Origin of the sequence: Streptomyces sp. 1331.2, assembly GCF_900199205.1 — a bacterium.
Taxonomy (GTDB): domain Bacteria; phylum Actinomycetota; class Actinomycetes; order Streptomycetales; family Streptomycetaceae; genus Kitasatospora.
On record NZ_OBMJ01000001.1, the window covers coordinates 39,822 to 52,171 of the forward strand.

11 protein-coding genes are annotated in these 12,350 nt (G+C 73.6%); 7 read left to right on the top strand and 4 right to left on the bottom strand.

The annotated features are described in order from the left end of the window. Window positions 1–3 precede the first annotated feature (3 nt). The gene (gene rfbB / locus CRP52_RS00220; RefSeq protein ID WP_097234480.1) at window positions 4–1,011 is read right to left on the bottom strand and encodes a dTDP-glucose 4,6-dehydratase; all 1,008 of its coding nucleotides are present in this window, start codon (window positions 1,009–1,011) and stop codon (window positions 4–6) included. A 232-nt stretch (window positions 1,012–1,243) separates the two neighbouring features. Between rfbB and CRP52_RS00225 the strand changes: the two genes are divergently transcribed. From CRP52_RS00225 to CRP52_RS00255, 7 genes are all read left to right on the top strand, one after another. Beyond that, entirely contained in the window at window positions 1,244–2,617 is a 1,374-nt protein-coding gene (locus tag CRP52_RS00225; protein ID WP_097234481.1) for a sporulation protein, read from the top strand. Between the two features lie 149 nt (window positions 2,618–2,766). Then, complete coding sequence (locus CRP52_RS00230; RefSeq protein WP_097234482.1) at window positions 2,767–3,561, top strand: GntR family transcriptional regulator; 795 nt, start codon at window positions 2,767–2,769, stop codon at window positions 3,559–3,561. 172 nt (window positions 3,562–3,733) lie between these two features. Beyond that, window positions 3,734–4,744, top strand: coding sequence for an AraC family transcriptional regulator (locus tag CRP52_RS00235; RefSeq protein WP_257032200.1), 1,011 nt, complete (start codon window positions 3,734–3,736; stop codon window positions 4,742–4,744). 521 nt (window positions 4,745–5,265) lie between these two features. After that, a complete protein-coding gene (locus CRP52_RS00240) occupies window positions 5,266–6,657 on the top strand; it encodes an MFS transporter (protein ID WP_097234483.1) in 1,392 nt (463 codons plus the stop codon). A gap of 242 nt (window positions 6,658–6,899) precedes the next feature. Then, window positions 6,900–8,003, top strand: coding sequence for an NADH:flavin oxidoreductase/NADH oxidase (locus tag CRP52_RS00245; RefSeq protein WP_097234484.1), 1,104 nt, complete (start codon window positions 6,900–6,902; stop codon window positions 8,001–8,003). 183 nt (window positions 8,004–8,186) lie between these two features. Further along, window positions 8,187–8,609, top strand: a complete 423-nt coding sequence (locus tag CRP52_RS00250) for a carboxymuconolactone decarboxylase family protein (RefSeq protein WP_097234485.1) — start codon at window positions 8,187–8,189, stop codon at window positions 8,607–8,609. A 155-nt stretch (window positions 8,610–8,764) separates the two neighbouring features. Beyond that, the gene (locus tag CRP52_RS00255) at window positions 8,765–9,436 is read left to right on the top strand and encodes a hypothetical protein (protein ID WP_097234486.1); all 672 of its coding nucleotides are present in this window, start codon (window positions 8,765–8,767) and stop codon (window positions 9,434–9,436) included. Between the two features lie 73 nt (window positions 9,437–9,509). Here the strand turns inward: CRP52_RS00255 and CRP52_RS40305 are convergent, their stop codons facing one another. From CRP52_RS40305 to CRP52_RS00270, 3 genes are read right to left on the bottom strand one after another with little or no spacing between them, the layout of a single operon-like run. After that, complete coding sequence (locus tag CRP52_RS40305; RefSeq protein WP_097234487.1) at window positions 9,510–10,565, bottom strand: hypothetical protein; 1,056 nt, start codon at window positions 10,563–10,565, stop codon at window positions 9,510–9,512. Further along, window positions 10,562–11,440 (bottom strand): hypothetical protein, encoded by an 879-nt coding sequence (locus CRP52_RS00265; protein ID WP_097234488.1) that lies wholly within the window; start codon window positions 11,438–11,440, stop codon window positions 10,562–10,564. The genes CRP52_RS40305 and CRP52_RS00265 overlap by 4 nt, the downstream gene beginning before the upstream one ends. After that, window positions 11,437–12,327 (bottom strand): hypothetical protein, encoded by an 891-nt coding sequence (locus CRP52_RS00270; RefSeq protein WP_097234489.1) that lies wholly within the window; start codon window positions 12,325–12,327, stop codon window positions 11,437–11,439. The genes CRP52_RS00265 and CRP52_RS00270 overlap by 4 nt, the downstream gene beginning before the upstream one ends. Window positions 12,328–12,350 lie beyond the last annotated feature (23 nt).

The window sequence follows — 12,350 nt, forward strand, 5'->3', positions numbered from 1 at the left end:
GGTTCACACCGAGTGGTCGATGAGCTCGGGGGCCTTGGCGACCGGCTGGGCCGTGGACAGGAGCGGCGCCCACCGGTCGGGGTTACGGCGGTACCACTCGGCGGTCTCCGCGAGACCGTCCTCCAACCCGCGCTCGGGGCAGTAGCCGAGAGCGGCGACCTTCGACCAGTCCAGGGCGTAGCGCAGGTCGTTGGCGGCCCGGTCGGGGATGTACTCCACCCGATCCCACCCGGCATCGAACATCCGCAGCAGCAGGCCGGTCAGCTCCCTGCCGGTCAGGTCGGTGCCACCGCCGACGTTGTAGACCTCACCCGGGGTGCCGGCGCGCAGGACCACGTCGATGCCCTGGCAGTTGTCCTCGACGTGGAGCCAGTTGCGGACGTGCTGGCCGTTCCCGTGGAGAGTGAGCTTGTGGCCCTTCAGCAGGCGGGTGATGAACAGGGGGACGATCTTCTCGGGGTGTTGGCGCGGCCCGTAGTTGTTGGAGGAGCGGGTGACGCACACGGGCACGCCGAACGTCTGGAAGTAGGACAGCGCCACGAGGTCGCTGGCGGCCTTCGACGCGGCGTAGGGGACGCTGGGCCGCACCGGGTCCGTCTCGGCGGCCTGGCCGGTCAGGAGCGGCCCGTACACCTCGTCGGTGGACACGTGGACGAAGCGGCGGACACCTGCCTTCCTGGCGGCTTCCAGCAAGGTGTGGGTGCCCAGGACGTTGGTGGTCAGGAAGCTCCCGGTGTCGTGGAAGGAGCGGTCCACGTGCGACTCGGCGGCGAAGTGGACGATGGCGGCGTGCTCACGGGCGAGCCGGTCGACCAGCTGGGCGTCGCAGATGTCGCCGTGGACGAACGTCAGCTTGGGCGAGAGCATCGCCTCGCCCAGGTTCTCGACACTGCCCGCGTAGGTGAGGGCGTCGAGCACGGTCACCCGGGCCACGTCCTCGGCACGCAGCAGACGCCTGGCGAAATGCGAGCCGATAAAGCCCGCACCCCCGGTGATCAGCACTTCTTCCATGGCTGGACCCTTCCTGTCGACGGTGAGCAGGGGAGAACCAGCAAACGCCTCCGGGCGATGCCAAAGGGAGGGCTCACGATGGGGGCTCACAATCACGAAACCCCGTTCACAGGGCCAGGGTTGGGGATACGCTCCGGGGTTGGGATACGCTCAGGGGCCCGGGAGAGCGGCCCAGGGCAATGAGATCCGCCCCGGAATCCACCGGTCAGATCGGACACCCCAAGGGGTCGCCATGGCGCCACGCCGGGAACCGAACCACCGCCTCGCCCGGCTCATCGAGGACAGCAAGGCCAGCAACGCCGCCCTCGCCCACCGCGTCAACGAACTCGCCGCCCGCGCCGGCGTCAACCGCGCGTACACGCATACCTCGATCAGGAACTGGACCGTCCGCGCCATGGTCCCGGACGCGCCCGCACCTGCGCTTCTGGCCCTCGCGCTCAGCGAACGGCTCGGCCGTACGGTGTCACTCGAAGAGATGGGCATGGCCGACACGCCCGCACCCACCCTCGAAACCGGCTTGAATTTCCACAGAGACCCCGATCAGGCCCTCAACCTCGCGGCCGAGTATTGGAGCACTGTGGACCGCCGGAGCTTCGTCAAGGCCACCCCCTTCGCCCTCACCGCCTACGGCCCCGCAGCCATGCGCTGGATGGCCGTACCCGCCGACCCGCCCCGCGCCCGCGTCGCCGGCGCCCGCGTCGGCCACGCCGACATCCTCGAACTGCACACGGCCGCCGACGAGGCCCGCCGCTGGGACTCCAAGTACGGCGGCGGCAACTGGCGCGCCTCCATGGTCACCGACTGCCTCACCCGGCGCGCCGCCCCCCTGCTGCGCGGCACCTTCACCGACAGGATCGGTGCCCGGCTCTTCGCCGCCACCGCCGAACTCGCCCGCGTCGCCGCCTGGCACGACGTCGACATGGGCAACCACGCCAGCGCCCAGGCCCACTTCGTCCAGGCCCTGCGCCTCGCCCGGGCCTCCGGCGACCGGGCCGTCGGTTCGTACGTGCTCGCCACCATGGCCCTGCACGTCTACCTGTGCGGTTTCCCGCACGAGGCCGTCGACATGGCCGAAGGCGCCTATGAGTGCGCCAAGGATCACGCCCCTGTCCGCGTGCTTGCCTTCGCCAAGCTCGCCCAGGCCCGCGCCCACGGCCTCGTCGGCGACGCCCGCGCTGCGGCCGCCGCGCTCAGCCGGTGCGAGCACCTGGTCGATGCCGCCGACACCGACCCGCGCGACCCCGCCTGGCTGGCCTACCTGACCCGCGCCCGTGTCGCCGCCGACGCCACCGAAATCTACCGCGACCTCAATCTCCCGGCCGAGGCACTGCACTGGAACCAGCAGGCCACGGCCATGCCCGCCGCAGACTTCAGCCGCGCCGTCGGCATCCGCCAGACCGTCCTCGCCACCGCACACCTCCAGCAGCGCAACCTCGAACCCGGCCTCGAAGCCGGCGAGCGCGCACTCACCATCCTCAGCACCGTCCGCTCCACCCGAAGCCTCGGCTACCTGCGTACCCTCACCACCGCGCTCGGCCCTTGGCACACCGAACCCGACGTCGCCGACTTCCTCCACCGCGCCGACCGCGTCCTCGACGCCAGCTGACAACCGCCCCGCTTCACCCGGCGTGTGCGGGCTGCCGCTCGTCTTCGTACCGGCGAACTGCACCAGTTCGCGGCTGAAGCCCTGTCAATAAGGCTAGGACTAATGAGTAGATCGGCCTGACGCCGAATCACCGACCGGAAGAGAGCTCCGTGGAGAAGCCGCCCGCCCACTACCGCCAGCTTGCCGACGACCTGCGCACCGGCATCGTCAACGGCCTGTACCCGCCCGGCACGGTGCTGCCCAGGATCGCCGACCTCGCCGAGGAGTACGGCATCTCCAAGCAGACCGCCCGCGAGGCGATCGCCGTCCTCGAAGCCGAGGGCCTGGTCGAGGTCGTCCGCCGGCGCGGCACCGTCGTCCGGAGCCTTCCGCAGCGCCGGCGGCTCTCCCGCGTCCGGCAGGTGCTCCGGGACGAACGCGGCTACTACTTCGATCCCGCCGCCCAGCCCTGGGTCGCCCTGTGCCGGCCCACCATCGCCTGGGCGCCGCCGCCGCGCGATCTCTGCGCCGTGCTCGACCTCGCGCCCGATGCGGAGGTCCTGGTCCGGGACCGGCTCATGGGCTCCCCGGACGACCGCCGGCCCACCCAGCTCGCGACCAGCTACCTGCCCGCCGCCGTCGCGCGCGGCACCCGGCTCGCCCAGGCGGACACCGGCCCCGGCGGCATCTACGACGTCCTGGAACGCGAGCTCGGATACGGGCCGCTGGCCTGGCACGAGACCATCACCTCCCGCATGCCGACCCCGGAGGAGAGCGCCGCCCTCCACGTCCCCAAGGGCACGCCGCTGCTGCGGATCATCCGCATCACGACGGGCCCGGACGGCAGCGTCGTCGAGGTCAACGACACCCGCATGCGGGCCGACGAGTTCGAGATCGGCTACCCGATCACCCGTCACCCCACGGCGCAATGGGCCGGAGACCGCCCGGCCGATCCGACGGTGTAGCACGGCGGCGCCCGACGGGGCCCAACCGGCCCCGGTCCCCCGTTGATCGTTTTCGGCGCCTGTCCTGGGCGCGCTGGCCGAACTCCTCCTTGGCGTGGACACGGCCGGGCTCGATGATCGGTGGGGAGGCCTCGCCGGCCCGGCGGGGGATCGTGATTCAAGGGGGGCGGAGATGCGCACGGGTGTGGAGGGCGCGCTGGGGGACGGCGTCATGACGGCGCGGGATCGGTTCGAGCTCTGGCGGGACGTGATCAGAAGGACCCGGGAGTGCGAGGCGACCAGCGCGCACGTCGACACCTTCACGGCGCAGGTGCGGTCGTCGGAGCTGGGGCAGGTGACCCTGCTGGGGACGTCGTTCCCGTCCGCGCGGTTCCTGCGGACCGAGCGCATGGTGCGCCGCTCGCACGGTCCTGAGCTGTACAACCTGACGTTCCTGACGGCGGGTGGCCACACGCTGCGGTGCGGCACGGACCAGGCGGAGAAGTTCGAACCGGGAGACCTGTTGCTCCTCGGCCCTTCGGACCCGTACGACGGGCGGTACTTCGGTGGCGGCCCCGGCAAGCCCCTGGTCGAGGGCGTGGGCGCCGACTTCCCGGTGTCGCTGCTGCCGATCCCTCCGCGGCTGCTGCGCGGTCTGCTCGGCCGCAGGCTGTCCGGGCGGGAGGGGTCGGGGGCGCTGCTCGCGCAGTTTCTGCTCGGCCTGGAACGGCAGGCCGACGTCCTACGACCGGCCGAGGCGGCCCGCCTGGGCACCGTCCTGGTCGACCTGACGGCGGCCTGGCTCGCCCGGGAACTCGACGCCGCCTCCCAGCTCCCGCCCGACGCCCGGCACCGGGCCCTGGTCGAGAACATCCGGGCCTTCATCCGGCACAACCTCCACGACCCCGCCCTGACCCCGGCCACGATCGCCGCCGCCCACCACATCTCCGTCAGCCACCTGCACCGCCTCTTCACCCAGCACTCCCAGGGCGAGACCGTCGCCGCCTGGATCCGCAGCCAACGACTGCGCAAGGCCCACCGCGACCTGACCGACCCCGCACTGCAGGACCTGCCCGTCCACGTCATCGCCGCCCGCTGCGGCATGTTCCGCGCCTCCGAGTTCAGCCGCGCCTTCAAAACCGCCTACGGCCTCTCCCCCCGGGAACACCGCCACCGGGCCCGGCACGAGCCCGGCGGCCAGTAAGCCGCGCAACGCACGGACCAGCGCGACCGGGTGGGCGCGACGGTCAGCCGGTGGTGGCGGCAGTGACGGCCTTGACGCCGCCGGCACCGTGCAGTCGCAGGACCTGCTCGGCGCGCGTGACCTGACCTCGGTGTGAGCGCAACGGCGCGGGCCCGCGCCGTTGCGCTCCCGTGGACGCCCGCCACACCGACGGCGCCGGCAGGGGGCCTGGGGGCCTCACCGTGAGAAGGGTCACGCGGCGGGCGCCGGCGGGCCTGCGAACGGCGGTGGGGCCCGCGGGGACTGGGAAGGGCGTGGTTCGGCACGGGCGAAGGCCCTGTCCGGTTCGGGACTTTGGGCATGAATCCGGTCGACCTTCGGCCCGGTGGTGACCGGTGCGGGAGCGGGCAACCGTGGACGGTCGCCCGGTGTGATCGGGCGGTGGCGCCGTCCGAGGTGGGCGGCGTCGACCCTGCCGTCTACCCGGCGCACGGTGCGCGTGAAAAGCGCGGCCCCGTACGCTCCGGAGGACCCCCAGACCCATGTCCCGAACGATCGACAACGCCCCGTATACCGCCTTCCACCGCAGGCTGGCCCTCGCCTGCTCGGGAGGGCCACTGCTGGACGGCTACATCCTCAGCATCGTCGGCGTCGCCCTGATCGGCATGCGCCCCGACCTCGGCCTGTCCACCGCCGAGGTCAGCCTGATCGGCGCCGCCGCGCTGGTCGGCATGTTCGTCGGCGGCGCCCTGTTCGGCGTGCTGACCGACCGGATCGGCCGGGAGGTGATGTACACCGCCGACCTGCTCGTCATGGTCGCCTGCTCGGTGCTCTCCTTCTGGGTGGACGCGGTGTGGGCGATCACCCTGCTGCGCTTCGTCCTCGGCATGGCCGTGGCCGCCGACTACCCCATCGCGACCTCGCTGCTCGCCGAGTGGCTGCCCGCCAAGCACCGCGGCCGCCTGCTCGGCCAGCAGATCGTCGCCTGGTACGCCGGCTCGGTGCTCGCCTACGTGGTGGGCTACCTGTTCCTGGAGCTGGCAGGTCCCGGCAGCTGGCGGTGGATGCTGGCGAGCTCGACGGTGCTGTGCGCGGTCTTCCTGGTGATCCGGCGCGGCTCGCCGGAATCGCCGCGCTGGCTCGCCGCCAACGGGCGCGTCGGGGACGCGGTGCGCGTGGTCGAGAAGCACCTCGGGGTCCGGGTCGACGGCCGCGAACTGATGCCCGACCCCGCCGAGGCCGCACGACCCAGCGGGCTGCGCCTGCTGATGACCCCGCCCTACCGGCGCCGCACCCTGTTCTGCGGCCTGTTCTTCCTCTGCCAGGTCGGCCCGCTGTTCGCGATGCTCACCTTCGGCCCGCAGATCCTCTCCTCCTTCGGCATGCCCGGCGGCACCGTGATGGAGACCCTGGGCACCGGGCTGATCAGCCTGGTCTTCCTGCTCGGCTGCTACCCGGCGCTGCGCCTGATCGACAGCCGCGGCCGACGCCCCGTCATCATCTGGTCCTTCGCGCTGATGACCGTGCCGCTGGCCCTGCTGGGCGTGTGGCCCACCGCCCCGGCCGCGATCGCCCTGCTGGCGCTGTGCGCGTACGCCTTCCTGTGCGGCGGGCCCAACGTGCTCGACTGGACGTATCCGAACGAGCTGTTCCCGACCGAGATCCGGGCGACCGCCGTGGGCGTGGCCACCTCGGTGAGCCGGATCGGCGCGGCGGTGGGCACCTACCTGCTGCCGCTGTCCCTGACAGGACTGGGCACCGGCCCGACGATGCTGATCGCCGCGGGCACCACGGCACTGGGCCTGCTGGTGTGCGTGCTGTGGGCGGAGGAGACCCGCGGTACGGCGCTCGGCGCCTCGCCGGTTGCCGCGCCCGGCCGTGCGGGCACGGCGCCGGGCGTCCCGGCGCAGCGGGTGCCGCAGCCGGTGCGCTGACGGCCGGTGCGCTGACGGCGGGTGTGCTGACGGCCGTCGTTTGACGCAGCGGCGGCGCCGCCCGGGAGTCCCGGGTGGCGCCGCCGTCGGTTCACCGGCCGTGGAGCGCCGCGCGCCCCGGGGCGGCACCCCCTTGCAAGTGTCCGGCGTGTGCAACTATCTTGATGGGCATAAGTTGCAGCTGCAATCAGTTGCGGGTGTATCCCCTGCGCCGGCGCCGGGGCAGCCACGAAGGAGATCCGATGAGCACCACTCTCTTCAGCCCGTACACCCTGCGGGAGCTGACCGTCCCCAACCGGATCTGGATGGCGGCGATGTGCCAGTACAGCGCCGCGCCCGACGGGGCGGCGGCCGGCGTGCCGACGGACTGGCACTTCACCCACCTGGCGGCGCGGGCCGCCGGCGGCACCGGGCTGATCATCACGGAGGCCACCGCCGTCAGCCCCGAGGGGCGCATCAGCCCGTACGACCTCGGGATCTGGAACGACGAGCAGGCCGCGGCGTTCCGCCGGATCACCGCCTTCCTGAAGTCGCAGGGCACCGTCGCCGCGATCCAGCTCGCCCACGCCGGGCGCAAGGCCTCCACCGAGCGGACCTGGGTGGAGCGCGGGCGCCCGCTGGCCGTGGACGAGGAGCACGGCTGGGCCCCGGTCGGCCCCGGCGCCGAGCCCTTCTCCCCCGCCCACAGCGCCCCGCAGGAGCTGACCGAGGAGCAGATCGGCGAGATCGTCGGCGAGTTCGCCGACGCCGCCCGGCGCGCGCTGGAGGCCGGCTTCCAGGTCGCCGAGGTCCACGGCGCCCACGGCTACCTGATCCACCAGTTCCTCTCCCCGCACACCAACCGCCGCACCGACGGCTACGGGGGCTCCTTCGAGAACCGCATCCGCTTCGCGCTGGAGGTCGTCGACGCGGTGCGTGCGGTGTGGCCCGAGGACCTGCCCGTCTTCTTCCGCGTCTCCGCCACCGACTGGCTCACCGAGAACCCCGAGGACGGCCGCGAGGGCTGGACCTCGCAGGACACCGTGCGCCTCGCCAAGGAACTCCAGGCCCACGGCGTGGACCTGCTCGACGTCTCCACCGGCGGCATCGTCCCCGACGCCCGGATCGAGGCCGCGCCCGGCTTCCAGGTGCCCTTCGCCGAGGCCGTGCGCACCGAGGCCGGCCTGCCCGTGGCCGCCGTCGGCCTGATCACCGAGCCCGCCCAGGCCCAGGCCATCGTCGCCGGCGGCCGCGCCGACGCCGTCCTGCTCGGCCGCGAGCTGCTGCGCGACCCGTACTGGGCCCGCCGCGCCGCCGCCGCGCTCGACGGGGAGGTCCCCACCCCCGTCCAGTACCACCGCGCCTGACCCGCCGGCACCCCGGCCTTGTGGCACCCGTGCCCCCGCAACGCCGTAGCCGGGCGGCGCGGGTGTCGGGCTTGAGTTGGAGCGCACTCCAAGTCCTACGGTTTTGCCGTGAGTCCCCGCCGGCCCGGCGGGGCTGAACGGGACGTGGCCGCCGGCAGGTGCGGCCGGGAGAGAGGGACCGCCATGAGCACGGCCGCGAACGACGCACAGGCCCGCCGGGAGCGCTTCGAGCACGGGCTGGAGGTGCTGGAGCGCATCGACGGCGAGGCCGGGGTCCGGGTGGTGGAATCGCTGGGCGACATCAGCCCCGAACTCGGGCACCAGATCGTCGCCTGGGGCTTCGGGGAGATCTACAGCCGCCCGCAACTCGCGCCGCGCGACCGCCAGTTGGTCACCCTGGGGATGCTCACCGCGCTCGGCGGCTGCGAGCCCCAGCTGGAGGTCCACGTCAACGCCTCCCTGAACGTGGGGCTCACGCCCGAGGAGATCGTCGAGGCCCTGCTGCACTCCGCCGGCTACTGCGGGTTCCCCAAGGCGCTGAACGCGACCTTCGTCGCCAAGAAGGTGTTCGCCGAACGCGGCCTGCTGCCGGTCACGGGCGCCTGACGTCAACGGGATCTGCGGGGCGGGATCTGCGGGGCGCGATCTGCGGGCGGGATCTGCGGACGGAGGCTGCGGCGCCGGGGGTGGCCGGGAACCTTCCGGGGCGGGTGGGCGTCCGGGGAGGCGTACCCGTGTCCGGATCACCCGAGGAGCCCGTCGTGTCCGACTACCTGCCGCCGTCGCCTGCCGAGTCCTGGCTGCTGGGCGGGGTGACGGCCGTGCTGCAGGAGGGCATCGGGCAACAGCTCGGGTACTGGGTGGGGCCCGGCGGTGTGCTGAGCCATGACGACGGGAGCGGCAACGGCTGGCAGTTGGCCTGGCTGCCGGGCGGGCGGGCGGTGATCAGCGGGTTCGACGTGGACTACAGCACCGAGCGGGAGGTGGCGCAGCTGCTGGCGGGCGCGCCGCCGTGGGTGCCCGCGCCGGCGGAGCGGGCCGGGTTCTGCTTCTGGTGGGAGTCGGACGGCGGGGGCTGGCGGTGCGCGGCCGGTGCTTCGGATCCCGGGATGCGGCTGACCGGTTCGGTGGAGCACGTCGAGGAGCGTCTGGCCGACCGGGTCTGGGAGCGGATTCCGGAGCCGGACGACGAGGACGGGGACGAGTCGGAGGAGGAGCTGGACGAGTGGGCGTACGTCGAGGGGTTCCACCGGCGGCTGGAGGAGTTGCTGGCCGCCGCCCGCGAGCAGCGGCTGACCGACGGTGAACTGGTGCCGGTCCTGGCCTTTCTGGCCGATCCGCAGGAGCAGCGGACGGCCGGCGCCCTGGCCCTCGCCGCTCAGGCCGGCTTCACCGCGGGAAGCCGCCTGCCGTGGGAGGCGGCCACGGCCTGACGACGCGGGTGCGCGGCCTGCGGTGCGCAGGAAGTCGGCGGGGCCGACTTCCTGCGCGCGGGCGGGTGCGGGGTCAGACGGTCGGTCGGGCGGGCGGTCCGGCCAGGAGGTCGGACTGGAGGGTGGCGACCTGGCGGAAGGGCGGGGTGGGGACGCCGTCGGGGTTGGTCATGGTGATGACGGCGAGGATGTCGGCGGCGCAGAGGTAGGCGACGCGGGCGGTGGGGGTGCCCTTGGGGCCGTTCGCCGTGGACTCCAGCGCGGTCAGGTCGACGCCGTCGACGGTGTCCCAGTCCTTGTGGGCGGTGGTTTTGGTGTCCGGGGCGGCCTTGGTGCGGCCCTTGGAGCGCAGGGAGGAGAAGGCGTCCCAGGACTCGGCCGCGGAGCCGAAGCGCAGCAGCCGGATCTGGGTGCGGGTGCCGTCGGAGGCCGTCCACTCCCGGACGGTGGCCGCGCGGCAGGCGTCTTCCAGGAGGAGTTCGCGCAGCTTGGCCGGGTCCTGCTGCTCGGCGAGGATCGCGTCGCAGGGCACCCAGTCGGCGAGGGCCGGGGCGGGAGCCGCGCCGGGATGGGGGGCTGCGGACGCGGCCGGGGAGGTGGCCGGGGATCCGGTCGGGGAGGCCGTCGGGGAGGCCGTCGGGGAGCCGGAGGCGGTGGCCTTCGGGGTGGGGGCCGGGAAGGACGGCGCGGTCATGGTGCCGCCGGCCTCCTTGGGGGCGGGCAGCAGCAGGTAGCGCAGGTCCGCGTAGTGGAGGGCCTTGCCCTTGCCGTCCGGGGCGGCCTTGCCGGAGGGCAGCGGGGGCAGCGTCAGCGGTGGGAAGGTGTAGCGGCCGTCGCCCGCGGTGGCCAGGCCCGGGATGTCGGTGCGCTCGGGGGCGGTGACGGCCAGGGCGGTGCCGGTGCCGGCCAGGGCGAACACCAGGGCGGCGCAGCTCCAGCGCACGGCGGCCTTGCGGCGCCGGGCCCGGCGGGCCTGCTGCTGCGCGAGTTCCTCGGGGGTGGGGGCGAAATCGGTGAACTCCACTGCCCCGATGGCCGGTTCGGGCGCCGGCGGGGTGGCCGGAGCCGTGGGCGGCTGGGGCGGGAGCGGGTCCGAGGCGGGCGGCGGCGGGGTGGCGTGGTCGGTCATGCGGACGCTCCCGGGCGGGCGAGGCGGTCGAGCTGCAGGGTGAAGAGGGCGACGATCTTGTCCTTGGGCAGCGGTGCCACGCCCTCGGCGTTCATGATGACCAGGAGGTCGCCCTCGGCGGCCGAGCACTCCAGGTAGTCGATCGGCGCGGACGGCGGCGCCGGCATCAGGTAGCAGTGCGCCTCGGGGTGCCCCGGGATGCTCGGGCCGATCCGGAAGAGGCCGGTGTCGCCGGTGAAGACCGCGGTGTACTCGTTGATCCGCTGCACTTCCTGCTGGTTGAACTGGCGCAGCTTCAGGCCGATCACCAGGTCGTCCCCGGTGGAGAGGTAGGTGCGCACGCCGGTGGCCTTGACGTGCAGGCCCTCCCAGTACGAGCGGAGCTTGTCGCGCTTGTCCTTGGGGATCTGCTGGAGTTCGGCGTCCAGCTCGGCGGACAGCTGCTCGCCGTTGAGCTCGGTGTCGTTGCCGTAGACGCCGTCGTCCGGACCGGGCCGGTAGCCGGCCGGGACGGGCAGCAGCAGGTCGCGCAGCGAACCGAAGTGGCTGCCGTTGGACTTGGCGCCGTACGGGGTGGCGCTCGCGGTCGGGGTGGGCGCGGTGGAGGGGGCGGCGGCGGTGGCCGGGGCCGGGTCGTCGTACTGGGTCTTGATGATGCCGATGCCGATGGCCACGCCGACCAGCGCGGCCGCGGCCGTGGCGGCGCCCGCGCGCAGCAGGCGGCGGGAGCCGGGGGTGGTGGGGGCGCCGGGGGTGGCGGGGTCGGCGGGGTCGGGCGTGCCGGGCCCGGTGGCGGCGGGCTGCTCGGGGGCGGGCATCGACTCGGGCTCGGCGGCGGGCGCGGCCGGGGTCGCGGTCACGGTGTCGTCGTTCATACCAGGCGCTCCCATTGCCGCTTGGCGAGGTCCTTGAGGGTGGCGGAGTCCACCGGCTTGGGGCCGAAGACCTCGACGGTCATCTGCAGCGAGCCGCGCTTGGCAACGGCCTGGCCGTAGTAGTACTGATCGGTGCTCTCGGCCCAGTAGCGGGGCGAACTCTCCACCTTGTAGCCGCCGTTGGCGCCGTCGCCGGCGAAGGGCTCCCAGGTGTTGGACTTCGCCTGGTCGGAGTGGTCCGGCGCGAACTGCATCAGCGAGACGCGGTAGCGGACGTCGTCCTTCTTCCAGTCCACCTCGGCCGCGCGCCGGAAGCCGCGCGAGGTGAGGTCCTTGAACCGGAAGGCCGCGTCGCCGGCGCGCTCGGAGATCTCGCCGACCGAGATCCAGCTGGGCTTGTCCGGGTAGTCGGACCAGGGGGTGCTGCCCTCAGGGGCGGTGATCAGCAGCTTGGTCAGGTCGCCGTCGATGGCGAGCGGAGCGGGCTGCTCGGCGGCGTGCGCGGCCGGGTCGACCGCCTCCACCGGGTAGGACGGGCGGGCCACCTGCAGCGGCGGCAGCGGCGTGGGCGGGCGCTGGGCCTGCACGGCGTAGCCGACGCCGGCGCCGGCCACGGTGCCCAGCACCAGGGCGTACGCGGCCAGCCGCACCGGGCGGGGGCGGCGCGGGGCGCGGGGTTCGCGGTCGGGGCCGGACTCCGGCAGGTCGCCCGGCCCGACGGGCCCGCCCGGTTCGACGGGGCCGCCCGGTTCGACGGGCTCGACGGGCCGGGCGGGCGGCAGGGAGTCGGACGGAACAGCGGTGGGTGGAAGAGCGGTGGGCGGTGCCGGGGGCTGTGGCGCAACGGCGGGCGCGGCGGGTACCGGCTCCGCGGGTTCGGTGGTCACGGAAGTGGCTCCAGAGGAGGAAG

Excerpts from the sequence above, each read along its gene's own strand:
- rfbB (WP_097234480.1), bottom strand. The coding sequence starts at position 1,011 with ATGGAAGAAGTGCTGATCACCGGGGGTGCGGGCTTTATCGGCTCGCAT.
- CRP52_RS00265 (WP_097234488.1), bottom strand. The coding sequence starts at position 11,440 with ATGAACGACGACACCGTGACCGCGACCCCGGCCGCGCCCGCCGCCGAG.
- CRP52_RS00245 (WP_097234484.1), top strand. The coding sequence starts at position 6,900 with ATGAGCACCACTCTCTTCAGCCCGTACACCCTGCGGGAGCTGACCGTC.
- CRP52_RS00240 (WP_097234483.1), top strand. The coding sequence starts at position 5,266 with ATGTCCCGAACGATCGACAACGCCCCGTATACCGCCTTCCACCGCAGG.
- CRP52_RS40305 (WP_097234487.1), bottom strand. The coding sequence starts at position 10,565 with ATGACCGACCACGCCACCCCGCCGCCGCCCGCCTCGGACCCGCTCCCG.
- CRP52_RS00235 (WP_257032200.1), top strand. The coding sequence starts at position 3,734 with ATGCGCACGGGTGTGGAGGGCGCGCTGGGGGACGGCGTCATGACGGCG.
- CRP52_RS00225 (WP_097234481.1), top strand. The coding sequence starts at position 1,244 with ATGGCGCCACGCCGGGAACCGAACCACCGCCTCGCCCGGCTCATCGAG.
- CRP52_RS00250 (WP_097234485.1), top strand. The coding sequence starts at position 8,187 with ATGAGCACGGCCGCGAACGACGCACAGGCCCGCCGGGAGCGCTTCGAG.